Source organism: Staphylococcus canis (genome assembly GCF_016238445.1).
In the GTDB taxonomy this organism is placed as follows: domain Bacteria; phylum Bacillota; class Bacilli; order Staphylococcales; family Staphylococcaceae; genus Staphylococcus; species Staphylococcus canis.
Window position 1 is genome coordinate 1 of the sequence record NZ_JABANU010000026.1, and the last position, 26,886, is coordinate 26,886.

General features: G+C 31.8%; 24 protein-coding genes and 8 tRNA genes. 23 read left to right on the forward strand and 9 right to left on the reverse strand.

Going from position 1 to position 26,886, the window contains the following annotated elements; translation table 11 throughout:
• Window positions 1-160 precede the first annotated feature (160 nt).
• Complete coding sequence (locus HHH54_RS09215) at window positions 161-1,027, reverse strand: cation diffusion facilitator family transporter (protein WP_198618551.1); 867 nt, start codon at window positions 1,025-1,027, stop codon at window positions 161-163.
• A gap of 146 nt (window positions 1,028-1,173) precedes the next feature.
• Here HHH54_RS09215 and HHH54_RS09220 point away from each other — a divergent pair, with 146 nt between their 5' ends.
• From HHH54_RS09220 to HHH54_RS09230, 3 genes are all read left to right on the forward strand, one after another.
• Complete coding sequence (locus HHH54_RS09220) at window positions 1,174-2,463, forward strand: dicarboxylate/amino acid:cation symporter (protein ID WP_198618552.1); 1,290 nt, start codon at window positions 1,174-1,176, stop codon at window positions 2,461-2,463.
• A gap of 178 nt (window positions 2,464-2,641) precedes the next feature.
• Window positions 2,642-3,361 (forward strand): hypothetical protein, encoded by a 720-nt coding sequence (locus tag HHH54_RS09225; protein ID WP_198618553.1) that lies wholly within the window; start codon window positions 2,642-2,644, stop codon window positions 3,359-3,361.
• 9 nt (window positions 3,362-3,370) lie between these two features.
• On the forward strand, window positions 3,371-4,108 hold the full coding sequence (locus tag HHH54_RS09230) for an AAA family ATPase (RefSeq protein WP_198618554.1): 738 nt from the start codon (window positions 3,371-3,373) through the stop codon (window positions 4,106-4,108).
• Between the two features lie 79 nt (window positions 4,109-4,187).
• On the opposite strand, the gene HHH54_RS09235 is transcribed toward HHH54_RS09230, so the two are convergent.
• A complete protein-coding gene (locus tag HHH54_RS09235; RefSeq protein ID WP_198618555.1) occupies window positions 4,188-4,436 on the reverse strand; it encodes a hypothetical protein in 249 nt (82 codons plus the stop codon).
• 359 nt (window positions 4,437-4,795) lie between these two features.
• Between HHH54_RS09235 and xdrA the strand changes: the two genes are divergently transcribed.
• From xdrA to yhaM, 6 genes are all read left to right on the forward strand, one after another.
• On the forward strand, window positions 4,796-5,260 hold the full coding sequence (xdrA, locus tag HHH54_RS09240; protein ID WP_198618556.1) for an XRE family transcriptional regulator XdrA: 465 nt from the start codon (window positions 4,796-4,798) through the stop codon (window positions 5,258-5,260).
• 167 nt (window positions 5,261-5,427) lie between these two features.
• On the forward strand, window positions 5,428-6,558 hold the full coding sequence (locus HHH54_RS09245; RefSeq protein ID WP_198618557.1) for a DUF445 domain-containing protein: 1,131 nt from the start codon (window positions 5,428-5,430) through the stop codon (window positions 6,556-6,558).
• A gap of 94 nt (window positions 6,559-6,652) precedes the next feature.
• Complete coding sequence (locus HHH54_RS09250; protein ID WP_198618558.1) at window positions 6,653-6,997, forward strand: YlbF/YmcA family competence regulator; 345 nt, start codon at window positions 6,653-6,655, stop codon at window positions 6,995-6,997.
• A gap of 198 nt (window positions 6,998-7,195) precedes the next feature.
• Entirely contained in the window at window positions 7,196-8,389 is a 1,194-nt protein-coding gene (locus HHH54_RS09255) for a metallophosphoesterase family protein (RefSeq protein ID WP_198618559.1), read from the forward strand.
• A complete protein-coding gene (locus HHH54_RS09260; protein ID WP_198618560.1) occupies window positions 8,386-11,310 on the forward strand; it encodes an ATP-binding protein in 2,925 nt (974 codons plus the stop codon). The genes HHH54_RS09255 and HHH54_RS09260 overlap by 4 nt, the downstream gene beginning before the upstream one ends.
• A gap of 23 nt (window positions 11,311-11,333) precedes the next feature.
• On the forward strand, window positions 11,334-12,275 hold the full coding sequence (yhaM, locus tag HHH54_RS09265; RefSeq protein WP_198618561.1) for a 3'-5' exoribonuclease YhaM: 942 nt from the start codon (window positions 11,334-11,336) through the stop codon (window positions 12,273-12,275).
• A gap of 68 nt (window positions 12,276-12,343) precedes the next feature.
• On the opposite strand, the gene HHH54_RS09270 is transcribed toward yhaM, so the two are convergent.
• The 5 genes from HHH54_RS09270 to HHH54_RS09290 form a co-directional block, all read right to left on the reverse strand.
• Window positions 12,344-13,312 carry a foldase protein PrsA gene (locus HHH54_RS09270; protein WP_198618562.1) on the reverse strand — a complete coding sequence of 323 codons (969 nt, stop codon included), beginning with the start codon at window positions 13,310-13,312 and terminating at the stop codon, window positions 12,344-12,346.
• Between the two features lie 207 nt (window positions 13,313-13,519).
• Window positions 13,520-14,077, reverse strand: a complete 558-nt coding sequence (locus tag HHH54_RS09275; RefSeq protein ID WP_198618563.1) for a DUF3267 domain-containing protein — start codon at window positions 14,075-14,077, stop codon at window positions 13,520-13,522.
• A 51-nt stretch (window positions 14,078-14,128) separates the two neighbouring features.
• On the reverse strand, window positions 14,129-14,656 hold the full coding sequence (locus HHH54_RS09280; protein WP_198618564.1) for an HTH-type transcriptional regulator Hpr: 528 nt from the start codon (window positions 14,654-14,656) through the stop codon (window positions 14,129-14,131).
• A 259-nt stretch (window positions 14,657-14,915) separates the two neighbouring features.
• The gene (locus HHH54_RS09285; protein WP_198618565.1) at window positions 14,916-15,272 is read right to left on the reverse strand and encodes a YtxH domain-containing protein; all 357 of its coding nucleotides are present in this window, start codon (window positions 15,270-15,272) and stop codon (window positions 14,916-14,918) included.
• A 65-nt stretch (window positions 15,273-15,337) separates the two neighbouring features.
• Window positions 15,338-15,763, reverse strand: coding sequence for an HIT family protein (locus tag HHH54_RS09290; RefSeq protein ID WP_198618566.1), 426 nt, complete (start codon window positions 15,761-15,763; stop codon window positions 15,338-15,340).
• A gap of 815 nt (window positions 15,764-16,578) precedes the next feature.
• On the opposite strand from HHH54_RS09290, the gene ecsA reads away from it, so the two are divergent.
• Both ecsA and ecsB read left to right on the forward strand, forming a co-directional pair.
• A complete protein-coding gene (ecsA, locus tag HHH54_RS09295) occupies window positions 16,579-17,313 on the forward strand; it encodes an ABC transporter ATP-binding protein EcsA (RefSeq protein WP_198618567.1) in 735 nt (244 codons plus the stop codon).
• Window positions 17,310-18,524, forward strand: a complete 1,215-nt coding sequence (gene ecsB / locus HHH54_RS09300) for an ABC transporter permease EcsB (RefSeq protein WP_198618568.1) — start codon at window positions 17,310-17,312, stop codon at window positions 18,522-18,524. Before ecsA ends, ecsB begins: the two co-directional genes overlap by 4 nt.
• 164 nt (window positions 18,525-18,688) lie before the next feature.
• On the opposite strand, the gene HHH54_RS09305 is transcribed toward ecsB, so the two are convergent.
• Window positions 18,689-19,216 carry an antibiotic biosynthesis monooxygenase family protein gene (locus tag HHH54_RS09305; protein ID WP_198618569.1) on the reverse strand — a complete coding sequence of 176 codons (528 nt, stop codon included), beginning with the start codon at window positions 19,214-19,216 and terminating at the stop codon, window positions 18,689-18,691.
• 221 nt (window positions 19,217-19,437) lie between these two features.
• Here HHH54_RS09305 and hemE point away from each other — a divergent pair, with 221 nt between their 5' ends.
• From hemE to HHH54_RS09365, 12 genes are all read left to right on the forward strand, one after another.
• On the forward strand, window positions 19,438-20,472 hold the full coding sequence (hemE, locus tag HHH54_RS09310; protein ID WP_198618570.1) for a uroporphyrinogen decarboxylase: 1,035 nt from the start codon (window positions 19,438-19,440) through the stop codon (window positions 20,470-20,472).
• A 29-nt stretch (window positions 20,473-20,501) separates the two neighbouring features.
• Entirely contained in the window at window positions 20,502-21,434 is a 933-nt protein-coding gene (gene hemH, locus HHH54_RS09315; RefSeq protein WP_198618571.1) for a ferrochelatase, read from the forward strand.
• Window positions 21,435-21,439: 5 nt separating this feature from the next.
• Entirely contained in the window at window positions 21,440-22,840 is a 1,401-nt protein-coding gene (hemY, locus tag HHH54_RS09320) for a protoporphyrinogen oxidase (protein WP_198618572.1), read from the forward strand.
• Window positions 22,841-22,972: 132 nt separating this feature from the next.
• Entirely contained in the window at window positions 22,973-23,527 is a 555-nt protein-coding gene (locus HHH54_RS09325) for an RBBP9/YdeN family alpha/beta hydrolase (RefSeq protein ID WP_198618573.1), read from the forward strand.
• Window positions 23,528-24,036: 509 nt separating this feature from the next.
• Window positions 24,037-24,110: transfer RNA gene (locus HHH54_RS09330), tRNA-Met, on the forward strand.
• A gap of 6 nt (window positions 24,111-24,116) precedes the next feature.
• Window positions 24,117-24,193: transfer RNA gene (locus tag HHH54_RS09335), tRNA-Asp, on the forward strand.
• A gap of 7 nt (window positions 24,194-24,200) precedes the next feature.
• Window positions 24,201-24,273, forward strand: a tRNA-Phe gene (locus HHH54_RS09340).
• A 13-nt stretch (window positions 24,274-24,286) separates the two neighbouring features.
• Window positions 24,287-24,359 (forward strand) — tRNA-His (locus HHH54_RS09345).
• Window positions 24,360-24,375: 16 nt separating this feature from the next.
• Window positions 24,376-24,449, forward strand: a tRNA-Gly gene (locus HHH54_RS09350).
• Window positions 24,450-24,458: 9 nt separating this feature from the next.
• Window positions 24,459-24,533 (forward strand) — tRNA-Asn (locus HHH54_RS09355).
• A 1-nt stretch (window position 24,534) separates the two neighbouring features.
• Window positions 24,535-24,606 (forward strand) — tRNA-Glu (locus tag HHH54_RS09360).
• Between the two features lie 46 nt (window positions 24,607-24,652).
• Window positions 24,653-24,741 (forward strand) — tRNA-Ser (locus HHH54_RS09365).
• 2,055 nt (window positions 24,742-26,796) lie between these two features.
• Here HHH54_RS09365 and HHH54_RS11555 read toward each other — a convergent pair.
• Window positions 26,797-26,883 carry an IS3 family transposase gene (locus HHH54_RS11555; protein ID WP_432813794.1) on the reverse strand — a complete coding sequence of 29 codons (87 nt, stop codon included), beginning with the start codon at window positions 26,881-26,883 and terminating at the stop codon, window positions 26,797-26,799.
• Between the last annotated feature and the right edge of the window lie 3 nt (window positions 26,884-26,886).

Below are 26,886 nucleotides of genomic sequence, written 5' to 3' on the forward strand. Positions count from 1 at the left end.
CTCCTTTATTATGGTTTTGGCACTTTTAATAATAGAGGTCATTGCGTCTTTTTGCATCTAAAAAGTAAAAAATCGGACAAGCAACATTTATAATTTAAATGCCACCAGTCCGATTTATTATAGAACCTAGATATTTTGCTACACGCTTAGCTTTTTTATATTATATATAAGGTTCGATATGAACAATTGTTTCCACTTCGCCTAGGTGATCTTGTAATGCTGTTTCTATGTTATCTGAAATTTCGTGACTCTCAATAACATTGAGATTTGGATCTACAGCAATTGTGACATCTATGAAAGATAAAACACCATGACTTCTAGCTTTAATATCACGAATTTCTTTAATGCTATCAATATTCTGTAAGATTTGCTTAATATAGTCGAGTTCATCTTCATCATAGCCATCAGTAAGGGTTACAGCCGTTTCCTTAAAAATATCAATACTTGTTTTCATAATGAGTAGGCCGATAATAATAGCTGCAATAGTATCAAGCATAGGAATACCAATATAAACACCAATAACACCAATCACAGTCCCCACTGAAACTAAAGCGTCAGATAAGTTATCATAACTTGCTGCTTTTAAGGCACTACTTTTAACTTTACGTGCTAAACGTCGGTTATATAAAAATACAATAAACATAATTAGACTAGATATAAGGCCTACAATCACAGATGACATACTTGGACTATGAAAGTCTCCTCTATAAAAATGTTGAATACCTGTAATAATAACTTGAACGCTGACTGCAAACATGATGAATGATGCAATTAGTGATGCAATAAATTCTGAACGATAGTGCCCATAAGGGTGGTTATTATCAACGGGCTTCATCGAAATCTGAAGTGCTATTAAAATGGCTACAGAACTAATTACATCTGTAGCATTATTAATACCATCGGCCATTAATCCTCTACTGTTCGAAACCCAGCCATAAAAAACTTTAAGTAATGTCAAAACTGTGTAAGTCACAATGCTAATTGTTGCACCTTTTTTAGCTTGTGAAATTTTATAGTGTAACTGCAAAGCATGCCACCTCAACTTAAATTCATTATCTTACTGACTGTACTATTATCCTACGAACTCAAAAAGAAATCTACTTTTAAAAAAATGTTTCCATTTTTTAAATTTTCAGATTATAATTAAAGAAGCAATAAGAGAGGGTGATACCATTGAAATTTAAAGGATTAACAATCAAAATTATAATAGCTTTAGTAGTTGGAATAACAATTGGATCGATATTTAATTTCTATGAAAATACTGCATTTGTTACATTTATTGATCAATACATATTTAATGTTATTGGTGAAATTTTCTTGAATTTAATCTTTATGTTAGTAGTTCCTGTAGTATTTGTATCAATTGTACTTGGAGTTATTGGTATAGGAGATCCCAAATTACTTGGTGGTATAGGTTTAAAAACCATTATTTTCTTTTTAACAACAACTGCTTTAGCCATAACACTAGCTATGTGTCTCGCTTTAATTGTTAAGCCAGGAGAAGGGCATTCAGATTTATTAAAGAGTGACGAAGTTGTAGCTTATCAAAAGGAACTTGCAAGTCAAAAAAGTGCAGATGATTCTCCAATGAATCAAACATTTGACCAAACATTAATTAATTTCTTCCCTCAAAATCCGATTCAAGCCATGTCAGAAGGTAATATGTTGCAAGTCATCACGTTTGCAATATTTATTGGTATAGGTATTATGATGATGCGTCAAAAAGCAGAAATTGTACATCGTTTTTTTGAACAATTAAATGAGGTATTAATGTATATCATATCCATGGTCATGCGTGTGTTTGCACCAATCGGTACGTTTGGTTTAGTAGCACATGCATTTACAGGAGCAGGGTTTGGAGCGATTAGACAACTCGGATTATATTTTATTGTAGTACTTGCCGCTTTATTTTTACACTTTTTCTTAGTATATGGTGGAGCAATTAAATTATTAACAAAACGTAGTCCAATCGCCTTTTTCAAAGGATTTTTACCTGCTATTACGGTTGGTTTTGGTGGTTCAAGTTCTAACGCCGCTTTACCAGTATCAATGCAGTGTACACGAAACATGGGGGTTAAACCAGAGATTTCATCATTTGTACAACCTTTAGGAGCAACGATTAATATGGATGGTACTGCAATTATGCAAGGTGTCGCAACAATCTTCATTGCACAGTTAATGGGTGAAAATTTATCTATTTTACAACTTGTTACCGTTGTGGTTATCGCAGTTATTGCTTCTATTGGAACAGCTGGTGTACCTGGTGTCGGATTAATTATGCTCGCAATGGTACTTACTGCTGTTGGATTAAATCCTGCTGCAATTGGTATCATCCTTGGTATTGATCGATTACTGGATATGACACGTACAGCAGTGAATATTACAGGAGATGCAGCTTGTGCATTTATTTTATCAGAACGAGAAGGGAAAAAAATAGATCAAGTTTCTCATGATTTACACTAATATACTGTTTACTGACCATTATATAAAATAATAAAATTTAGACGTTCATTCTTAACTCATTTTTACTTCATGTTAAGAATGACGTCTAATTTAAGTTAATTATAAATAATTTGAATTATCAGAAAAAACGATATGATAGTTACAAATAAATATAAATTGATTAACGCGGTGATAAGTCATGAGACAGACTATAGCATTTTTTACGTATTATATGAAAATGTTAATGAAAGATAAAATTACACTAATGTGGAATGTACTATTTCCATTAGTGTTGGCATTAATGGGGGTATTTAGTCAGAATGTTCATCACATGAGTTTAACAGATAAACAAAGTTATATTTTTATGTTTTGGGCGTTTGCCATTGTCATGATTTATATTAACGGGATTGGGACACAATTTGCGACGATACGCCAACATGGATTATTGAAATCATTTTATAGCCTATCCGGTAAGAAATTACCTTTTTTGATTGCGATAATCTTATCTCAAATTGTAGTAGGGGTGACGACGATTGCTCTGCTTGCTATAGTCCTGGGTACATATTTGGATATATTATCTTTTAAATTATTACTACAATTATTACTATATGGGATTATCATCATACCACTAGCACCAGCATTTTTATTCATTGCTTTTCTACCTGTTAAGTCAGAATCTTTAACAACTATCACGAGTATATTAGCTATTATTATGTTCTTTATTGCAGGGAGTACTAATAATCGTTTTTTAGGATTGGAATGGTTGAATCCTGTATATTTCTTTAGAAAATTAGCACTAGGATTATCTAATTTTAGCATAAATGATGTATCAATCATTGCAGTGTATATCATTTATATCATTATTGGAATAATGAGTTTAGTCAAAATTGATATAAATTCTAAATCAAGTCGGACGTAGGTGATTGTCATGTATTCAGTGAACAACTTATCTTTTAAATATAGTAAGAAATGTCAAACATATACACTTCATCATATTAATTTTCAATTAAAGACTGGAAAACTCAACGTACTTTTAGGGGAAAATGGTTCAGGTAAAACCACGATTATGGATTGTATGACTGACATTCTTGAAGCAAAACATCATAATCAATTGCCAAAAACTAACGAAATGGTTTATCTTACTCAGAATATGATGTTATCACCGCATACAACAGGTGCTGATATTCAAAAGCTCGTTAAAGGAATGGCTTCTAAACATGAAGTAGCGTCTTTTGATAATAACATCACAACATTTATAAATGATTCTAAATCTGTGAAAGAAAAGTATCACCATTTACTAAATATGACTTCAGGTAAAATGTCTATAGGGGAGAGACGTTGGTTTTATATCCTGTTATTTGCTGCTTTAGATAGAAAGTTATATATTTTAGATGAGCCTACAAGTAGTATCGACCCACGCGCAAGAAAAATGATTTTAAGTCGCTTGTTAGAATTATGTAAAAGTAAAACTGTCTTGATTTCTACCCATCAGTTACAAGATTTACCAATAGACCTAACGAATATAATTTTTATTAATAACGGGGAAAAACTTTATGAAGGTGCTTACGATGAATGGTTAAAACAAATGGAAACTGAAAATCCTGATATTGCTTTTGAACGGACCATACATCGATACGAAATTTCTAGAAATGATAAAGACGAGTAAATGGAGGCTAGAATAATTGAGTAAAGTTGTTAAGTTGAATTATGAAAACATAATGTGTGACTTCTAGCCTCTAAAGCTCTTACTGTCTATGCTTATTTGTTTTCAACATTTTAATACGAACATGTGCGAATTCAAATGTGATTACAATTAAACATAGAATACTAATTTTTATAGATTCATTGTGCCATCCATACAGTAAAATGTCGGTAATGAGTAGTAAAAAGGTAAAAAGCGCTGCAAGTACATTAAACATCCAGTGTGATCGCTTAAAAACACCTACAACAATTAAGAAGGCAATTATGAGACCTATTATCCAGATTATAATCATAGCTAAACTTCCTTTGAACTTAATAAACATTCTCTAGTTAAAGTAGTATGCGTTATATTTAAGTATACCAAATTGAAATAAAGATTGATATATAAGTTAACTTTTACCGAATAGAGGATACTTATAATGTTGTTACTAACATAATATAAATGAATATGAAAATTATTTCGTAGTTTTATGCCATATGAAGTTAGAGTTTTAAGACTATTATGGCTTTTTTTCTGAGTAAATGATTCACTAAAATGACTCTTTTCATTTCGTTAATTTTGTATTATTATGTAATTTGTGTTTCAAGAATTGTGTATATTTGCAATATCTTGTGTGCGGAGAAAATTTACTAAGAAAGGTAGTTAAGATAAATGGATAAACAAAGTTTTACTGAATTAATTCAAACAAAGTTTAAAATGGTGCGTATTGAGGCTGGATACACGCAAGATACTATGGCACTTACAATTGGACTTTCAAAGAAGACATTAGTTCAAATTGAAAAAGAACGTGTATTACCAAATTGGACAACATGTGTTTCTATATGCGCACTATTTAGAGATTCTGAAGTGTTAAATAGTACATTTGGATGCGATCCTTTAGAAATTGTTCAGGTCGTTTCGCGTAATCAAGCTGCTTATCCAAAACATTCAACAGTGAGCGATATTTATTGGGAAACGTTAGATACTAAAGGCGGTTTTATTTTACAAGCGAATAAAATTAGTGAATTATACCGTGTATTAGATGAAAACAAACAACCTGTATTCGGTACACCGAAATTAAGAGAAGCAGAAACTTATTTCCAACGCCACGTGAAAGATGAATTATTGCGTGCATAATAAATAATTGAAAATATAAAACGATTAGGATAAAGTTAAATAAGCGAACTAGAGAAGCGAGACCATGAAATCTAAGTATGTGTTAGATTTACGTCTCGCTATTTTTATTCGAATTTATTGATATATAGTGCTATTATTCTAGTACTTAATATACAAGGAGGTTAGACATGTCACCACTTATAACGATAATCGTTATGATTATCATAGGTGCATTAATTGGAGGAGTAACGAATATGATTGCAGTTAAAATGTTATTTCATCCATTTAAACCCTATTATTTATTTGGAAAAAGAGTACCATTTACACCTGGATTAATCCCAAAACGTCGAGAAGAAATAGCTGTAAAAATAGGCCAAGTTATTGAAGATCATTTACTTACTGAATCTTTAATTCGAGAAAAAATACATTCCAAAAACATGCAAGAGGTTATGAATCAAGTTATAGAACGTCAAGTGCACCATTTAGAAAGAGAGGATGTAACTGTTCAAACGCTTTTTGAGCGATTTGATATAGATGTTGTATCAAAAGGGGAGTCATGGGTAACCAAACTGTTAAATCAAAAATTAACTGATAAGTATAAAGAACATCAACATCATAAAATTAAAGAAGTGATTCCAAACTCAGTGATTCAACAAATGGATCGAAAAATTGATGGTTTAAGTGATATTTTATTGTCTCGAGCGAAAGCATATTTGAATTCTGAAAAAGGATATACGGATATTTTGGATATGCTAGAATCATTTTTTATAGAAAAAGGAAAAATTGTAGGCATGTTGCAAATGTTTATGACTAAAGAAACAATTGCAGAACGTATCCAAACGGAGTTATTACGTTTAACTGAACAGCCAAAAGCGCAAAACATCTTAAAAAGTCAAATTGAGAAAGAATATGAAGCGCTTAAAAAGATGCCATTAGAAGAGATTTTAAATGAATCTCAATTTAATGAAGTTAAGCAACAGATTACTACGCATACCTTAGCGCAAATTAATTTATCTATGCGTGCACATCAACCGCTAAAACACACATTTCCAAGCTTATTTGAGGCGCTTGACTCTAAAGGGATACAACGACTAAGTGATTTAGCTATAGAGATATTAGCAAAACGTTTATCATCTATTTTAAAACAAGTGAATATCCGAGGATTAATTGAAGAACAAATTAATCGCTTTGAATTAGATTATATTGAACGTTTAATATTTGAGATTGCGAATAAAGAGTTAAAATTAATCATGCTGTTAGGTTTTCTATTAGGGGGTATAGTTGGATTGTTCCAAGGCCTATTTGCAATCTTTGTATAACGAGAAAAAATGTGGTATTGTAAGCAAGGAAAGATATTGGGCGATAATGCCCTATTTCAAACACATATTTTCAAACATAAGGAGCGATATAACAATGGCTGTAAATTTATATGATCATGCAAACAAATTAGAACAAGCATTGCGTGAAAGTGATGAATATCAAGCAATTAAAAATGCTTATGAAAAGGTAAAATCAAATGAAGAATCAAAAAAATTATTTGATGATTTCCGTGAAACACAATTAAACTTCCAACAAAAACAAATGCAAGGCGAAGAAATTGGTGAAGAAGATCTTAAAAAAGCGCAAGAACAAGCGCAACAAATCGAAAAAGATGAAAACATTTCTGAATTAATGGCTGCTGAACAAAAAATGAGCCAAGTATTCCAAGAAATCAACCAAATTATTGTTAAACCATTAGATGAAATCTACGCTGACTAATTATCAATGGTAAGTTAAAGGCTAAGGTACAAATGACCTTAGCCTTTATTTATTGTCTTTCAGTTTAGTCCCCGCAATAATACTAAATTATGATAAAATAAGAGCATACATAGGGATTGGGGTTTATGAAAAATAAAATTTTGCTAGGTTTTTTAATTTATAATACCTCAACTTTAAAACTTAAAGGAGATTAATTGAATGGTTAAGTTTATACATTGTGCAGATTTACATTTGGATAGTCCATTTTCTGCCAAGCACTATTCAAGTCCTGTGATTTTAAAGGATATGGAAAACAGTGCTTATGAAAGTTTTAAAAATATTATTGACTTAGCATTACGTCAAGAGGTTGATTTTTTACTCATTTCTGGAGATATATTTGACGCCCATAACCATACATTGAGAGCAGAGATTTTCTTTAAAGCCCAAATGGAGCGCCTTCGAAGCGAACAAATATTTGTATACATCGTTTTCGGTAATCATGATCCATTGGTTGAGCGTATTACGACGAAATTACCGGAAAATGTAACTGTTTTTTCTGATCAAGTTGAAACATATCAAGCTATAACGAAAAATGGTGAAACGATTCATTTTCATGGCTTTAGTTATCTTAATAGAGAAAGTTATGAAAACAAAATTGATGAATATCCAACTAATGAAGACCGTAATGTGATACATATTGGACTGTTACATGGAACTTATCATCACTCACACACTAAGAATCGTTTTACAGAATTTAGAATTGAAGATCTTAATTCTAAACTATATCACTATTGGGCTTTAGGCCATATTCATGAACGTCAACAATTGAGTGATTTACCTGAAATTCATTATCCTGGAAATATTCAAGGTCGTCATTTTAATGAACAAGGCGAAAAAGGTTGTTTGTTGGTTGAAGGTGATCATGTCTCATTTCAAACCCAATTTATACCTACACACTTTGTACGATTTGACGAAGCAACGATTCAAGTTGATGAAACGAACATGCAACATTTATACGAAGAAATTCAAGCATTTAAAAAAAGGGTGCGTCATTTAGGTCGTGCAATTTATCGACTCAATATTGAAGTGAGTGGAGACACACGTTTTGAAACTGAAGCGTTACAGCAAGTTCAAGCGATGATTTTGGACTATGAAGAGAATGAACACCATTTTGTAGTTATAGACGAAATGAATATCAAATACTTAGACCTTGAAACAAGTTCAATCTCAAAAGAGTTTCCACTGTCATTGTTAGAAGATAATGTAGTATTTGACAAAGCTTTGGATCAATTATATACACATCCAAAGGCTTCCAAATATCTTGATAATTACGGTACATTCAATCGCCAAGTGCTAATTGAACGTGCTGAAGCAATGATAAAAGATGAACTAAAGGAGGACCATAGATCATGAAAATAAAATCAGTAGAAATCTATGGATATGGTCAGTTTGTCGAAAGAAAAGTAGAATTTAACTCATTTTTTACTGAAATATATGGGGAAAATGAGGCAGGTAAATCTACATTACAAGCTTTTATTCATTCGATTTTATTCGGTTTTCCGACACAAGATGAACACGAGCCGCGTTTAGAGCCTAGGTTAGGCAATCATTACGGTGGTCGTGTCACACTAATTATGGATGATGAAAGTGAAGTAATTGTAGAGAGGGTAAAAGGATCACCTGAAGGCGATGTTAAAGTGATATTACCTAATGGTTCGGTCAAAGATGAGGCATGGCTCAAAGAACATTTAAATTATATTGATAAACAAACATATCAAGCAATATTTTCATTTAATGTATTAGGATTGCAAAACATTCATAAACATTTAACTGAACAACAACTACAAAACTTTCTGATGCAAGCAGGGGCGCTAGGATCTACTGAGTTTATCGGAATGCGTGATTTCATTCAGAGCAAAAAACAAGACTTATATCAACAGAATAATCAAACATCTGAAATTAATAGAAGAGTAGATGAATTAAAAGAAATTGAACTACAAATACGCGATAAATCATCTGAACTAGAGACATACCAACGTGTGTTGGAAACAAGAGATAAGACTCAAAATCGTTTAGATACAGTGAATGAAAATCTCAACCATTTAAATCAATTTCACAGTTTAAAGCAAAAAGAATTGGCTTTACATGAACAAGCTCAGGAATGGAAAGGACTGGAAAGCGATCTTAATATTGAACCAATTACATTTCCACATCATGGAATCGATCGTTATGAAGCGGCCAAGTTACAACATTCGCAACTTCAAAAAGATCTTGGTCTAAAAGAAGAAAAAATCAATCAACTTGAGCAAGAAAATCAAAAATTTGAAATACCGAGTCAGAAAGATTTTAAAAAAATAGAAGAACTTTATAAACAAGAAGAGAAGATTAAAGAGGACACTCTAAATTTAAAACATATACGTCGTGACATTGATCAACATCAACATGATTTAGATAATTTGCTTCAAAAAGTAGGATGGGAATCACTTTATGATGATGTTGATACCTCAGAGGTTCAAGTGAGTCATGTAAGTCGCTCGTTGAATGTGCTAAAAGACCAAACATCGAAGTATCAACGACTTAAACAAAAGGTAGAAGAGTATGATATTGAAACAAACAGTTATCAAAAGGAATTGAATCAATTAGAAGAGCGTCTCGTATCAGAACAAGATTTTGAACAAAAACAAGTTCACGAAAAACAAATGTTAGAGTTAAATGAAAAACGACAAGTATTCTCTAACATGAAGGAAATGTTTGAAAAAGAAGCGGATGACAAAAAACGTAGAAAAGTGACTTTACGTATTATACTTATCCTCGTGTCTCTTTTATCAATAGGAAGTGCCATTTTCGCATTTTTAACAAATAATTTGATATTCAGTATTATTTTTGCGGTATTAGCTATTATATTTATAGGTGCTATTTTTCTAACAAGACAAAAAGAAAGAAACTATAATCAACGTTTAGAAGATGAAATTGACGCATTAGAAAAACATGTCAAACAGCTTGAGGAAAATTATCACTTAGATTTTAATTTAAATGATCAATTACAATTACGTAATCGAGTGAGTGAACGTAAGCAAAGTCTAAACGTCTTAGAATTAAAACATCAAAATGCGATTCAACAATTGAAGCAAGTTGAAAGTGAATTAAAGCAATCTCATCAACAGATCAATGATATTAAGTCAAACTTACATGTCTCACAAAGCTTATCGAATGATTTATTAGTTAACGCGTATCGTATAGCGCAACAAATTCAAGAAAACGCTTCGTACATCAATCAATTAAAGCAAAAAGAACATATGATATCATCACAACTTAATGTGTTTTATGAAGAAGCTGAAAAAGAAATGCATCGAATTATTGGATTATTTCAAATAGATACGCTTTTTCATGACATGAATACATGGTTAAAACGCGTGGCTTCTGAAAAATCACAATTTGAAAACAATACTGCACAAATCGACTTATTACAAAATGAAATGAAGCAGTTAGACATACGTTTAAATGAAGTCAATACAATGATTAAAGAATTATTCAGTACAGTCGGTGCAATCGATGAAGAGAGTTATTATAATCATTACGAACGTTATCAAACGTATCAATCTAGATTATCAAGGTTTAACGATTTAACGAAATATCTAGAAAATCAAGATTTTGGATATGAAAAAAGTTCACACTTAAGTTCAAAAACCACTGCCCAATTAGAAACAGAATTTGAGAAATTATCACAACAAATTGATACGTATAACGATCAATTTCTAGAATTACAAGCTGAGGTTAGTGAATTAACTGCTCAAATCAATCATATGGAATCAGACGATACATTAAGACAACTTCAGCACCGTTATCAGTTAAAACGACGCCAATTAAATGACATTGCCAAAGATTGGGCGGCATTGAGCTATTTGGAGGCACTTGTTGACGAACATATCAAACAAATAAAAGATAAGCGATTACCACAAGTCGTTGAAGAAGCAACTGTCATTTATCAAGAATTAACTGAAGGTCAATATGAACAAGTGACATTCATTAATCACCAACTTATGGTAAGACATAAAAATGGTCAAATGTACCATCCTATAGAGCTAAGTCAATCTACAAAGGAGCTATTATATATTGCTTTAAGATTGAGCTTAATCAAAATTTTAAAACCTTATTATGCGTTACCTATCATCATAGACGACGCGTTCGTTCACTTTGATACAAAACGTAAAACTAAAATGCTAAAATACTTACGTGCTATGTCAGACGATGATCAAGTTTTATATTTCACTTGTAATCGTGACAATATTGTATCCGCAAAACAATTGGTTACATTAAGTAAAATAGAGAAATAGTTTTTGAGAAAGGTGCATGAATCATGAGAAATATTGAAAACTTCAAAGCTGGAGATACTGTTGATCACTTTTTTTTAGTACGAAGTGCAACACAAGGTGTAACTGCTCAAGGCAAAGATTATATGAACATCAAACTACAAGATAAAAGTGGTATATTAGATACTAAATTTTGGACACCTACAAAAGAAGATCTAGTTACAATTAAACCTGAAATGATTATCCATGTAAAAGGGGATATCATTAATTATCGAGGTAATAAACAGCTTAAAATGAATCAGTATCGTATTGCGAATGAAGATGACCAATTAAAAGCTAAAGATTTTGTCGATTCTGCTCATATGTCACCCGAAGAAATGAAACATGCCATGCAAGAATATTTATTCGAAATTGAGAACGCGAATTTACAAAGAATCGTTAGAAGTTTACTAAATCGATATGAAAAAGAATACTTTAGTTTTCCAGCGGCAAGTTCACACCACCATGATTTTGTTGGTGGGTTAGGCTATCATGTATTAACAATGCTTCAAGTAGCTCGTGCATTATGTGATATTTATCCAATGCTAAATCGAAGTTTATTATATAGTGGTATTATCTTACATGATATAGGTAAAGTTAAAGAATTATCAGGACCAATTGCTACAAGTTATACTGTTGAAGGTAACTTGTTAGGTCACATTTCAATTGCGAGTGATGAGGTTGCAGAAACAGCTAAAGAACTTGGAATTGAAGGGGAAGAGGTCATGTTACTCAGACATTTAATCTTAGCCCATCATGGAAAATTAGAATATGGTTCTCCTAAACTTCCACTAATTAAAGAGGCTGAAATTCTGCATTTTATCGATAATATAGATGCACGTATGAATATGTTTGAAAAAGCGTTTAAAACTACGCCGAAAGGAACGTTTACAGATCGTATTCTAGGATTAGATCGACGAAGCTTTTATAGACCTGAAAAATTAGATTAAGACTTAATCATCAAAAAGAGATTAGGACATTTCATCAATGCCTAATCTCTTTTTCAAATACATGGCTATTATTGCGCCATACTCAATCCGCCATCTTGTCCTTGAGAAGCTTGGTTTTTAAGTGCTTCAGGATTTAAAATATTATCCTCAATTGCTTTTTTAATATCACTGTTTTTGTAGTCGACTTTGTATTCATCGAGTAAATCCTTGTATGCATTTGTTAAAATTTCAGGTTTTTCCTGCAATTTATTTTGGATGATTTTCTCTTTTAATTGTGATTTTTTCTCTTTAAAGTCAGTAGGTTTATCCGCTCTGATAATATGATAACCGTAGTCTGTTTTAACAACGTTTGAGATTTCACCATCTTTTAATTTAAAAAGCGCTTTTTCAAATGGTTCAACCATTTGTCCTTTAACAACGTATCCTAGGCTACCATTTTGTGATTTACTTGAATCCATAGACTCTTTTTTAGCTAAAGCGTCAAATTGACTAGGATCTTGATCGAGTTGTTTTTTAATCTCATCAATTTTTTGTTTAGCTTCCTTATCAGATAATCCTTCTTTATCATTTTTATCGGCTTTCACTTTGATCAAAATATGAGAAGCCTTTTTCGTATTTTGTTTAATTTCATCGTCAGAAATATCTACTTTTTCATTTAATAATTCTTTTTGATATTCTACAGTTTTAAGTTCGTTCTTATATTCATCCATTGAGAGCCCTTGTTGTTTTAACAAGTCATTAAATTGATCTTTACCACCGTATTTTTCAATTTCTTTATCTACTTCCTGATCGATTTTCTTATCATCTACTTTGTCACCGTATTTATCTTCTAAAATTTTAGTTAATAAAATTTTGAAAGAGTTACTTGCAATTTGTTCATTACCGATTTCTTTCATTACATCTTCCACTTTAACATTACCTGCTTTGGATGAGATTAACGTTTCATCTTCAGAAGTGGGTGTATTATTGCCACAAGCACCAAGTAAAATTGCGCTCGCAGTTACAGGAAGTAACAATTTTTTTATACCTTTATTCATTGGGACGTCTCCTTTATTAAAAAGTAACACAAATAATATAACATAATGGTACATGAACACCAATCAAGAACTGTAAATATCAGTCTAAATGATGAGAATTCAGTTTATGTGTTAGAAGGAGTTATGATAATATCTATTATTAAATAATTACAAAAAAAGAGAAACAAATGCAAATTACACATTTGTTTCTCTTTTATTCGTATCCAACTAATATAATTGATTCATGTGATTCTTCTCTAAAAGTACGAAACCATTTATATGTTCTTCAACATATTTACCTTGACCTGAAAACAAAATAACTTTCAAGTAAAGTAAATCCATAACTGAATAGCCAATATTTAGAGATAATAAAAACATAAAATAATGGCCATATGCCGGATTTAAATATGCAAGATAAATACATAATGTAGTTATGATTATGAGTGGCATAATAAGACACGTACAGAAATAATATTTATGAACGGGTTTATCAAGAAAAATATTATATAATGGGAACCATTTATTTTTAATCAGTTTAGTCATTCTAATATGTTTGTAAAATGGCAATACCATTAAAACGTGAATCGCTTTATGCAATGGGTACAATAATACAATTAAACCGACAAACATTAAAAAATGTTTGTCTGTAAACGGTATATTAGAACTAAAATGAAATAGTTCAAAGCTTATAAAAAAAGTAATAATAACCGTTACAAAGCTAATAAAAGCTATACGTGGCAAACCAAATCTAGAGTGAATATCGATTGAACGTAAACAATTTAGCATACATATACTCCTTTAACCACTAACATAATATACCGTATTATGTACCTGAAGTTATAAATCGTCAAGTAAATTTTTCTTTATGTTTTTATGACTTTCATGTAAATCGTTAATAAAGTAACGTCCATATAGTTTTGAAACTAAATAATGAACATCACTAAAGCTTGGTAGATGGAACATTTCATCTTCAAACGATTTTGCTGCTTCATAAATTGAATTTTGAGACACATCATATTGATCAAAAACTTGTTCAACAAAAGACTTGCCTTTTTGAGTTAAAATTAAAAAGGTATTTCGTTTATCTGTTGTGTCTTTTTCAAAAATTAAAAGTCCTTGTTGTTCAAGACGTTTTGCAAAATTAAAGGCAGTTGAAACATGCATCACACCTTGCTTTGAAATATCGGTGATTTTGACGCGGTCATGTGCATATATCGTCATCAGAATTACATATTCATTTATTGTAATCCCTGATTTTTTCAACCAACGTTGCCAGTCGTTTTCAGCATTTTTCCAAATAATCTTAGACAGTATTGCAATTTTATGAGTGAATAGCATACTTTCAATACGTTCTTTTCTATCCATTTATCCGAGACCTCCTTAATTAAAAATTAAAGTTCAAGTTAAAAAGGGCAATGATTTCAGTCATTCATAGGGTTCATTGTTTAGAAATAGAGAGTGATTAATTGTAACTACAGATGTAATTTTGAAGCAAATTGTGGAGAACCAATTACATGTATCAATAATTGTAAAAAAGTATTCTCAATAAGTGTTAAAAGAAATAAAATTGGGACAGCGATTAAGTTTAGGCTTGAATCATCATGTCCCAATCCTGAGTTAACAATTACTTTTTAGAAGGGAAGTTTGTCATTTCTTCTCCGCGATTTTGTAAATTTTCAATATGACCTTGGAGACGTTGAATGTTAGGATCAATGTCAGCTTTAAATTCACCAATCATTGCCTTAACTTCATCACCAATTGAAGTTCCGAAAGATTGACCTTCATTTTTAGCTTGAATTGCATAATTTTTAATATCACTGATATTTTGTTTTATATTGTCTATTTCGTGTTCTAGTTCAGTTTTTGGACGTTCAGGTCTTGGGTTTGAAATACGGACGCTATCGTCTCTTTTTATTAAAGCTACACCTAATCCAGTAGCAACCCCTGCGATAACACCTAAAGAAACTTGTAGGGCTTTCATAATTTTCCTCCTCAAACATGTTTTTGTTGTATATACCCATTTTATGATAATTTTATGCGATATATTTATTGTATATATTGGGCGATGTTTTTAGCAATAGCTTCTTTTTTTGCATCGTCAATTTCGTCTTCGTGCGTTTGCCATTGATAGCCAAATCCATCAATATCATTTTCATAACGCGGAATCAAGTGAAAATGTATATGAAAGACTGATTGCGACGCATATTCTCCGTTGTTCTGGATGATGTTTAAACCATCTGGATTAAATGCTTTTTTAATTGCGTTTGCAACAATAGGTAATGCCTCTCCAATATGTCGCATAGTTTCAGCATCAGTTTCATAGATATTTGGTGAAGCTTTTTTGGGGATGAGTAATGTATGTCCTTTAGACACTTGTGAGATGTCTAAAAATGCATATACATATTCATTCTCATACACTTTAAAACTTGGAATTTCACCATCGATAATTTTAGAAAAAATAGTTTTGCTCATGAACTTGACCTCCCATACAATTTGTCTCTATTATAGCACGTCTTATAACGAGCATTAAAAATAATTGAAGTTCATGAGTAAGTTTTTTAATAAACTTAGACTTTCATTATCCATCCTTTGTAGGTAGAAAGTGAATGAGATTTGATATAAAGGTTACTATTGTTAACTTGGAAAGCGATAATTAAGGCATATTTCAATTTTATTTTGGCTCATGATATAATCACTCTATGTTAAAAATGAATTACTATATAAGAATTAGAAACAAAAAATCATGTAGTATTTTCTTCTTTTTTACTTCTAGTTTTAGGTATGAAGTTTCGTAAACAGGTGTTTGATTGCGAAAACGTTATTTAATCTTAAGATATTTTTACCAGTATTTCAAAATCACAACATATTACTTTTATTAAATAAAATAATGTTGAAGCGTCATTCAAGAGACAACTCAATACGTTGACAATCAAATGTTTCAACACCTTTAAAAGCTTTATTCGTGTATAATTAAACATGACTTTCTTTGTATAAAACAAGTTTTTGGAAAGTGATGTTTAAGTCCAAAGTTGTTGTCTTTTGAATAAGTGGAATATCAACTGGTATCATAAAGAAGTATATTCAAATTTAAGAAACAATTATTAATAAGGCAGAGAAGGACTTTATTGAATGACTATAAGTACATCAATTCACATTATATACAACAGGACAACAAGACAACAAGAACTTTTCTTTACTAAGTCTTTTATCGGAGAAACCTATGAATTTATCTAAGCAGTGAGTAGTTTTAGTATTTGTATGAATGAATTGAAGCGGAGGTGTCACATTTGACTGTATCAGTAAAACACTTAACCGGGGGATATGGAAAAAAACCCGTAATTAAAGATTTAAATTTTGAACTTAAAGCTGGGGAAATTGTGGGTTTAATTGGATTAAATGGTGCAGGTAAAAGTACAACGATAAAGCACATCCTAGGATTACTTACTCCAATGGATGGTGAAATGACAATATCAGGTATTAACATTAATGATGATATTGATCGTTATCGAAAACATTTAGCATATATTCCTGAATCTCCAGTCATCTACGAAACACTGACATTAAAAGAACATATTGAAATGACAGCCATGGCTTATGGCATTGAATATCAAACTGCAATGTCGCGTGCCAAACCACTACTTGAAACTTTTAGACTAGATGACCAACTGAATGTATTTCCGAGTCACTTCTCTAAAGGAATGAAACAAAAAGTTATGATTATTTGCGCCTTCATTGTCGAACCCGATTTGTATATCATAGACGAACCTTTTTTAGGACTAGACCCTTTAGGGATTCAGTCTATGTTAGATTTGATGGAATCTAAAAAACATGAAAATAAAACAGTATTGATGAGTACTCATATTCTTGCAACAGCAGAACGTTACTGTGATCGATTTATCATTTTAGATCAAGGGCAAATTGTTGCTTTTGGAGATTTAGAGTCATTACGTGAACAAACCAATATGCCTAATAGTACATTAGATGATATTTACATTAAAGTGACTGGACGTAAGCAATCATGATGAGTTCAAAACAATTATTTCAAAAACGGTTAAAAGCATTACGTAAAGAGAAAAATTATTATTATAAATTTATTTTTAACGGACACTTTGCTATTTTTTTAATGATTTTATTAGGTGCATTTATTTTAGGATATGGTCAATGGCTCAAACATATTCCAATGGGTATTAATTATACACTGATTATCTCAATTCTATTAGCTATTGTTTCAATCTTTCCTTTAAAAACATTAATAGAGGAAGCAGATCAATTGTTCTTATTACCATTTGAAAAAGAAATGACACATTATATGAAGCATAGTATTCAATATAGCTATATATCTCGATTACCTATTCAAATTTTAGTATTAGTCATTATCTTTCCATTGTATAATACACTTCACCCAAATCAACTTCCGTATTTTTTAGTAGTTGTTGTATTAGCATTGATTTTCCCGTACTTTGGGCTGATACTGAGATGGCAATGGTATTTGTTTGGTCTTGAAAATTGGTCATGTAATGTTGTTTTATTTATTATTAATTTATCCGGTTATTACGTAATTTTAGATGCTTTAAGTTATTTTGGATTTGGAAGCATCATAGGTGTAATGGCATTAATTCTTTTATTGAAACAACTTAACGTGCAAAAGCAATTTCCTTGGATATTTATGAGTGAAGAAGCCAAAAGACATCGCATGAATTATTATAAATTTGTAAATATGTTTACAGATGTAAAAGGTATAAAAGCGCCAGCAGTTAGACGTAAGTATCTAGATGTGTTTTTAAGAAGACCGAAACAATTTGATGCGGATCATATGTATCCATATTTGTTTACACGTAATTTCTTACGTGGCAAAGATGCATTTAATATTGTATTGAGACTATTAATAGGCGCCTTAATTCTGATGGTATGGTTAAATCAACCTATTGTAAGTGCGATAATTGGTGCATTAACGATGTATATCGTGGTGCTACAAATGTCTCAGTTTTATACTCAGGAAGCATATAATTTATGGCCACAAGTATGGCCTGTTGCTGAAATTAAAGTCATAGAAGGCTACCGTAAGTTTTTAAACATGACAGTGATACTACTAGGCTTAATCTTAAGTGTAGTGTATATTTTAATGAACTTACACTATTTCTATGTGATTGTATTATTTTTCGTTGTCGGTTTTCTGACGGTTAACAGTACAATTAAAAAGTTGAAATATCAGGAATCATTATTGAAAGATTAATATTTTAGAACATTACATTAGTTTAAATTTATACGTATAATCTTAAAATATTACAGCGAGTTAAATAAGAGGATAATTTTTAAAAGATAAAATGCATTCAAATAAATTTGGGGCGCGCTTAATTAGTCATCTATGGACCAGTTGAGTGCGTCCCAATTTTTAAATTAAGATTCAAATTGATTGTTAGTGTCTTCTTCAGTAATAGGGTAATAGTATTTTTCAAGATATGAAGAATGAACTGATGATGCACCTGCTAGAGCACTCACAGCGCCTTTTGAAAAATGTTCACGGAATGAAGATGATTTTTTAAAATCTTCATAATTTAAACGTGAATCGAACCCAAATATAATTTTATAGATGTTAGATTTCATTGATTTTAATAATCGGTAACTGTGATATCCTTTAAAGTCAGATAAATTTGGAAAATAGTTATCGAGTTTTTTCTCTAGTTGATATTTATGATCTTCCGTTGTTGGAATTGTAACAATAGCAATAAAATCTTCTTCTGATAACTCACCGCTTCGAGACATCACTCTGAATCGGTTCGGTTGTTGGAAAACACTCTCTTGAGTAGTTTCTTCAATTAAGAGCGACTCGCCATCACCAGAAAATATCATTAAATGACGATCCTTATTATTAGATTGAATTTGTTGTAAATAATTATATGTTCCGTATGTTGAGTATAACTTCATGGCAATCCGCCTCCTTTAGTCACATTATAGTATCTCTACAGTAAAATCACCACTTTTAATAATTTTAAATTTTTAAATAAATTCATGTCTCTTTTATCTTTTTTAAATCCAAGCGAATATAATAGGCAAGTTTTAAAATTTAATGACAACAATCCATTTTTGTGAGACGTAATGTTAAACTGTGTTATATTTGGATAGAATGATTCTTTAAGGAGGCACAAATGAAACAAAACTTTAATGATACTATTTTAAAAACAATAAAAGGAGAAAAAACATCACATACGCCTGTTTGGTTTATGAGACAAGCTGGGCGCTCACAACCAGAATATCGCAAACTTAAAGAAAAGTACTCTCTTTTTGATATTACACACCAACCTGAATTATGTGCATATGTTACTGAATTACCAGTTCAAAATTATCAAACAGATGCAGCTGTTTTATATAAAGATATTATGACACCACTCAAAGCAATCGGAGTTGATGTCGAAATTAAATCAGGAATCGGTCCGGTCATCTCAAATCCGATTCAACAATTATCAGACGTTGAAGCGCTAGGGACAATTGATCCTAAACGCGATGTTCCATTTGTTTTAGATACAATTCAGTTATTGACTCAAGAAAAGCTTAATGTGCCACTAATAGGGTTTACAGGTGCACCATTCACACTAGCAAGTTACATGATTGAAGGTGGGCCTTCTAAGAACTATCATCAAACTAAAGCGATGATGTATCGTGATGAAGCAACTTGGTTCAAATTAATGGATACGCTTGCTGATATGTCCATTACATATGTTAAAGCACAGGTTGAAGCAGGGGCACAAATAATTCAAATTTTTGACTCTTGGGGTGGCGCTTTAAATCAACCTGATTATGATTATTATGTTAAACCTTGCATGGAAAAATTGATTTCTGGGATTAAAGAAACGAATGTGCCAGTCATTTTATTTGGCGTTGGTGCCAGTCATTTAATGGAAACTTGGCATGCATTACCAATTGACGTTTTAGGACTTGATTGGAGAATGTCTATAAAAGAAGCACATGAAAAAGGTGTGACAAAAACAATCCAAGGTAATTTAGATCCAAGTTTATTACTAGCCCCATGGCCAATGATTGAAAAGCATATTAAAGAGATTTTAAATCAAGGTAATCACCATGGACGACATATTTTTAATTTAGGGCATGGTGTATTTCCAGAAGTAAATCCTGAAACATTAAAACGTGTTTCTCAGTTTGTGCATGATTACACACAAAGATAAATCAAGTAATTAAGTTGAAAGGTGATACAATGAAAAAACAAGTCGGCTTACTTGTAATGGCTTACGGAACGCCATACAAAAAAAGTGATATTGAACCGTATTATACAGATATTCGTCGTGGTCGGAAACCGAGTCAAGAAGAGTTAGATGATTTAATCTCAAGATACGAAGCAATCGGAGGGCTTTCACCTCTAGCAGGGACTACTGAACGTCAAGCAGAAGCGATTCGTGATATGTTGAATGAGACTTATGAAGATTATGAATTCAAACTATACATTGGTTTAAAACACATTCATCCATTTATTGAAGATGCGGTAGTAAATATGCAACAAGATGGTATAGAAGAGGCAGTAACGGTAGTGCTTGCACCGCATTATTCTAATTTTTCAATAGGGTCTTATAATAAGCGTGCTAAAGCGAAAGCAGATGAATTTGGTATAAAACTTTATCACGTCAATGAATACTACAAACAGCAAAAGTTTATCGATTATTGGACTCAACGTGTTGATGAAACGCTAGCTGAAATTCCAGAAGAAGCGCATAATGATACAGTACTTATTGTTTCTGCGCATAGTTTACCTGAAAAGATGATCAAAGAAAGTGGAGATCCTTATCCAGATGCACTTCAAGAAACAGCAAATATGATTGAAAAAGGATCTCATATTCAACATGTAGCGGTAGGTTGGCAATCTGAAGGGAATACAGGCACACCTTGGCTTGGACCAGACGTTCAAGATTTAACTCGAGCACTTTATGATAAATATCAATACAAACACTTTATATATACACCTGTAGGATTTGTAGCAGAGCACTTGGAAGTACTCTATGACAATGATTATGAATGTAAAGTGGTTTGTGATGAACTCGATGTGCATTATCACCGTCCACCTATGCCAGATACTCATCCACTATTTATCGGGGCGATTGTTGATGAAATCTCGAATATATTTAAGAAAGCGTGATTAACATGACGAGTGTTGCAATTATAGGCGCTGGTATTACTGGTTTATCCAGTGCCTATTTTATTAAGAAACATTATCCGAATATTGATGTCACTATTTATGAATCGACAGATAGACCAGGAGGTAAAATCAAAACCTTAAAAAAAGACGGATATGTTATTGAGCTAGGTCCAGAATCTTATTTAGGACGCAAAACCATTATGACAGAAGTTGCGAATGATATTGGTATTTCAAATGATGAAATTGTGACGAACCAGACGGGTCAGTCCTTTATCTATGCTAATAATCAATTGTATCCAATTCCAGGTGGGGCGATATTAGGTGTACCTACAGATATTAAACCATTTGTCACTACATCGCTAATCTCTTTAAAGGGGAAATTACGTGTACTTAAAGATTTAAATATGAAACCTTTACCTATGACTGATGATATGTCAATTGGCTATTTTTTTCGCTCACGATTAGGGAATGAACTTCTTGAAAAGTTAATTGAACCTTTATTAAGTGGGATTTACGGCACAGATATCGATAAGTTAAGTTTAATGAGTACGTTTCCTCAATTTAAAACCTTGGAGGAAAAACATGGTAGTATTATTAAAGGGATGAAGGAAGTACGTAAAGAACGTCAAAAAGATGAAAGTAAGAACCGTGTAGGAGCTCAAGGACAATTCAAGCAATTTAAGAACGGTTTAAATTATTTTATAGATAAACTTTCGCAATGGATTACTGAACATGGTGTTGAAATCCGTTATAACACACCAGTTCAAGATTTAACAGCGACCCAACAAGGTTATCATCTTAAACTGAATGACGATAAAACAGAATTTTTTGACGGTGTCATCATTACAACACCGCATCAAGTCTTTCGTAATTGGTTTAAAAAGGATCCAGTTTTTGATTATTTCAATAAACTAGAAGCATCATCTGTTGCGACGATTGCAATGGCTTTTGATGATTCTAAAATTGAAAATAAATATAACGGTACAGGTTTTGTAGTTTCACGCACAAGTGAAGCGCATATTACTGCATGTACATGGACGTCTAAAAAATGGCCGCATACTACGCCAAAAGGGAAGACATTGATTCGTGCTTATATTGGAAAGCCAGGAGAACAAATCGTTGAAAATCATTCAGAATCGGAATTAGTAGAAATGGCTCAACAAGATTTAGCAAAAATGATGACATTCCATGGGGAACCAGACTTCACAATAGTTAATAAAATGATTCAAGCAAGCCCTCAATATCATGTAGGTCACATTAATAATATAAAGTCAATACAACAACATATATTCGATAACTATCAACATCTTCAAATCACTGGTGCACCTTTTGAAGCGGTTGGATTACCAGATTGTATTAAGCAAGCTGAAAAAGCTGTACATCAGTTGATGAAACGAATTCATTAGATTAATATATAGACCTTTTAGTCAATATTGGTAACAAATATCAATGTTTGAGTAAAAGGTTTATTCATTCCAAAATAGAGCATCTGTGATATGATACTGTTATGAACTTAAACGTAAAGGAGGTTTTCTACTATGACAAATGTTTACATAATCCATGGATATCAAGCTGATAGTCAAAGTCACTGGTTTCAATGGTTAAAGTCTTCACTAGAACTAGAAGGACATGATGTTGAAGTTTTAGATTTACCTAATTCAGATGAACCAGTACTTGAGGATTGGTTAGCTTATATGGAACGTCACATATTAGACGTAAATGATGAAACCATATTCATTGCACATAGTTTAGGTGTAGTTACGACTTTAAGGTTTTTAGAGAAATTACCTCAAGATAGTTTGGGGAAAATGGCGATTGTGTCTGGATTTAATGAAAAAATAGAAGATTTACCAAAGTTAGATGAATTTATTGATGAGAATATGGATTACAACAGTTTAAGACAGCGTTTAAGTCAAGTATTCGCTATTGCTGCAAAAGATGATCCAACAGTCCCTTTTGAAAAGACTAAACGTCTTTCTGAACACTTAAAAGGAAAGTTTTATGAATTTGATGAGGGTGGTCATTTTACAGAAGAAGACGGATTTGACTCGTTCTTATTTTTAAAACAAAAAGTAGTAAAACAATTTGACTAATCACGACAATCATACCAATAAATAATATCTTTCCAGTTGATTTTTTAGGAGAACCTAAATATAATGTTTGGTAGATAGTAAAATCTATCTAAGTATATTAGTTGTATTCTCCTAATCATGCTAAAGATTCCGTAAATTACTCTCAAGATCTTATGATATAAGTATCTTGGGAGTATATTTATGAAGTAGGGGATAACGACCAAAAAATACGATATTTACGCTCTTATTTTAGTTAATTACTTTAAAGCAATAAATTTACACTTATTTTTTTAAGAAATCCATTGACGTTTGAATATATAAACTATATACTAAAAAAGTCTTAAAGATTCCTTAACAAATTAGTGCTTATCTAAATGTTCTATTCACATTTAAAAGGTAGTTAAAGGAAACGTATAACATGTCAATTCAATTTACAAAATTATAAATCTTAATATAATTTTAAAAATGTGTTGACATGAAACAAACAATTTGATATGATAAATAAGTAAGTGATTTCGAAATATTATTATCGCGGGATAGAGCAGTTCGGTAGCTCGTCGGGCTCATAACCCGGAGGTCGGTGGTTCAAATCCGCCTCCCGCAATTATTAGGTCCCGTAGTGGAGCGGTTTAACACGCCTGCCTGTCACGCAGGAGATCGCGGGTTCGATTCCCGTCGGGACCGCCATTATTATGGTTCAGTAGCTCAGTCGGTAGAGCAAAGGACTGAAAATCCTTGTGTCGGCGGTTCGATTCCGTCCTGAACCACTTCTATATCACGGCGGTTGTGGCGAAGTGGTTAACGCATCGGATTGTGGTTCCGACATTCGTGGGTTCGATTCCCATCAACCGCCCTTATCGATATCATTTGCGGGTGTAGTTTAATGGCAAAACCTCAGCCTTCCAAGCTGATGTTGTGGGTTCGATTCCCATCACCCGCTCCATTTAATTATTCCACAGTAGCTCAGTGGTAGAGCTATCGGCTGTTAACCGATCGGTCGTAGGTTCGAATCCTACCTGTGGAGCCATGGCTCCTTGGTCAAGCGGTTAAGACACCGCCCTTTCACGGCGGTAACACGGGTTCGAGTCCCGTAGGAGTCATATAATCAGAAGTGAAATATCGCTTCTGATTTTTTGTTTTTATTATGGAGAGTTGTCCGAGTTGGCCGAAGGAGCACGCCTGGAAAGTGTGTAGGCGCAACAAGCGTCTCGAGGGTTCGAATCCCTCACTCTCCGTAATTTAGCCTGTAACCCATGTGGTTATGGGCTTTTTATTTTGGTTCTATAATAAATCGGACTGGTGACATTTAATTTATAAATGTTGCTTGTCCGATTTTTTACTTTTTAGATGCAAAAAGACGCAATGACCTCTATTATTAAAAGTGCCAAAACCATAATAAAGGAGATCATGCGTCCATGAATTATTTTATATTAAAAACACTTAACATTAAAGACGAAAACATACAATTTGAAGAAAGAGTTGAAAAATTGAATTTTAAGGTCGATTAAGCCTTACAGTTATTAAAGCAGGTAAAAAGCAATCTAGGATTACACTCCCTCACATATCTGAGTTACCTGCTTATCTTATACTTAAAAAACAACGTTCTTATTGTAAAGCTTGTAATGTGTATTTTACAGCTCAGTCTTCTGTCGTTGATAAGTTTTGTTTTATCTCTAAAAATACTAAAATGGCTGTTCTCAATAAGGCAACGGATATACGCTCTGAAGCTTCTATTATCATATTGAAAAAAACAACTGGAGTAAGTAGGGCTAAGATAAGAAGATTAAAAAAACGGCAAAAATAAAATCGACGATCTAACACTAGACACCGCAGAAAATTATACAATTATTGAACCAAAATTACCACACTCCAAAGGTGTGGTCTTTTTTCAAAAAATAAAAAGTCAGTGAAAAGGGTTGGCTATATAGTTCATTTGTAATATATTTAAGAGATGAGGGAATGAGGCAAAATAAAAGGAAAAAAGACGTCATATTTTATTTGAAGGTAGGGGCTTTTGTAATTCTACTTATCAAATTCCTTCGAGATAAGTTCTAAGGTTAGACCCCTAAAAAAGGTACTCATCTCTCATTGTATAAAGGAGTGGTAAAAATGAAAAGAGAAACAAAACAAAAGGTTTCCTTCGCGTTAACTATAGGTATTTTAATTTTAGCCATATTAATTTTCATATTATAAAACTTATCGTCTCATTTTAATGTATGATTAGCTACAAAAATTTATACCATAGTATTGAAGATTTAATCAAAACAAGAATATAACTAGCTATTAAATATATAAAGATGCCAGTGTAAGTTATAGGAATATAGATGCAATGCCTCATGCGAGAAAGATTTATTAATAATTTAACTTTAAAAAAACTATAATGATTATCAAAAGGAAATAGAGAATATGAATAAAGTTGAAAAAAATAGAGAAGCATCAAGAATAGACAATAAGTTGAAAAGTATAAAAACTTACAAGTGTTAATTGAACACTTCAAAGAATCGATGAAGAATTAAAAGTATATCTAGTTTAAGAAGACCTAAAATCAAACATGATGTAGTGATAATTGCTTATTATAAACCTAACACAGATTTATTTGAATGAACTTTCTTAGATGAAGATGTAGAAGATATTATTAAGCGTTTTAAATAAATTAATGACTAGAGTAAGATCTAGTCTAATTTTTATATTCTTGAAACGTCTTAAAACGCTCGAAGTACTGATATTTTTGCATTTAAATAGTCACTCACTCTCTGTACATAATATGATATACTTATTGATATTACAGATTTTTCAATTAGCAAGTGTCAAATAAACAATTTTTCTTATATATTGACCTTGTTTTTTATAATCGTTTAATGAGTAAGAATTTATATCTAGTATAATTGAGTTTAACTATAGAAACGGTTAACTTTTTATCGCATCAAAAAAGTAGCGGAATTTTTTTATATAAAAATTAAAAAATAATGAAAAATATTAGCTATATTAGTAATCTAAAGTATAATATAAGTATACTAAATAGAAGGGAGAATAATAAATGAAGAGAGGAAGTTTTAAAAGCATTAAATTCTCGATAAAACTTCACTGAGAAGTTACCGTAAGCGAGATAATTTTTGAAACAGCTAAATAACGAGAGGCCAATCTTTCCATTTAAATTTAGAGTATACTCTTCTTCATCTATTTGTAAACTATGAAAATTAAAATTAACGTAAGAAAAACAAACAAAAAAGAAAAGGTTGAATTTATAGCGAGTTTGTAGTGAACCCAAAAAGTTGAACTTTTTGATTAAGCTATTTTCCTAAGGCAAGATTTCTGTATTCAACAGGAGTCTTGCCTTTTAAATTTACTTTTCTTCTTACGTTATTATAGTAATTGATATA

Coding starts and splice junctions, on each gene's coding strand:
- HHH54_RS09225 (WP_198618553.1), top strand. CDS start 2,642: ATGAGACAGACTATAGCATTTTTTACGTATTATATGAAAATGTTAATG.
- HHH54_RS09230 (WP_198618554.1), top strand. CDS start 3,371: ATGTATTCAGTGAACAACTTATCTTTTAAATATAGTAAGAAATGTCAA.
- HHH54_RS09235 (WP_198618555.1), bottom strand. CDS start 4,436: ATGATTATAATCTGGATAATAGGTCTCATAATTGCCTTCTTAATTGTT.
- xdrA (WP_198618556.1), top strand. CDS start 4,796: ATGGATAAACAAAGTTTTACTGAATTAATTCAAACAAAGTTTAAAATG.
- HHH54_RS09245 (WP_198618557.1), top strand. CDS start 5,428: ATGTCACCACTTATAACGATAATCGTTATGATTATCATAGGTGCATTA.
- HHH54_RS09250 (WP_198618558.1), top strand. CDS start 6,653: ATGGCTGTAAATTTATATGATCATGCAAACAAATTAGAACAAGCATTG.
- HHH54_RS09255 (WP_198618559.1), top strand. CDS start 7,196: ATGGTTAAGTTTATACATTGTGCAGATTTACATTTGGATAGTCCATTT.
- HHH54_RS09260 (WP_198618560.1), top strand. CDS start 8,386: ATGAAAATAAAATCAGTAGAAATCTATGGATATGGTCAGTTTGTCGAA.
- yhaM (WP_198618561.1), top strand. CDS start 11,334: ATGAGAAATATTGAAAACTTCAAAGCTGGAGATACTGTTGATCACTTT.
- HHH54_RS09270 (WP_198618562.1), bottom strand. CDS start 13,312: ATGAATAAAGGTATAAAAAAATTGTTACTTCCTGTAACTGCGAGCGCA.
- HHH54_RS09275 (WP_198618563.1), bottom strand. CDS start 14,077: ATGCTAAATTGTTTACGTTCAATCGATATTCACTCTAGATTTGGTTTG.
- HHH54_RS09280 (WP_198618564.1), bottom strand. CDS start 14,656: ATGGATAGAAAAGAACGTATTGAAAGTATGCTATTCACTCATAAAATT.
- HHH54_RS09285 (WP_198618565.1), bottom strand. CDS start 15,272: ATGAAAGCCCTACAAGTTTCTTTAGGTGTTATCGCAGGGGTTGCTACT.
- HHH54_RS09290 (WP_198618566.1), bottom strand. CDS start 15,763: ATGAGCAAAACTATTTTTTCTAAAATTATCGATGGTGAAATTCCAAGT.
- ecsB (WP_198618568.1), top strand. CDS start 17,310: ATGATGAGTTCAAAACAATTATTTCAAAAACGGTTAAAAGCATTACGT.
- HHH54_RS09305 (WP_198618569.1), bottom strand. CDS start 19,216: ATGAAGTTATACTCAACATACGGAACATATAATTATTTACAACAAATT.
- hemE (WP_198618570.1), top strand. CDS start 19,438: ATGAAACAAAACTTTAATGATACTATTTTAAAAACAATAAAAGGAGAA.
- hemH (WP_198618571.1), top strand. CDS start 20,502: ATGAAAAAACAAGTCGGCTTACTTGTAATGGCTTACGGAACGCCATAC.
- hemY (WP_198618572.1), top strand. CDS start 21,440: ATGACGAGTGTTGCAATTATAGGCGCTGGTATTACTGGTTTATCCAGT.
- HHH54_RS09325 (WP_198618573.1), top strand. CDS start 22,973: ATGACAAATGTTTACATAATCCATGGATATCAAGCTGATAGTCAAAGT.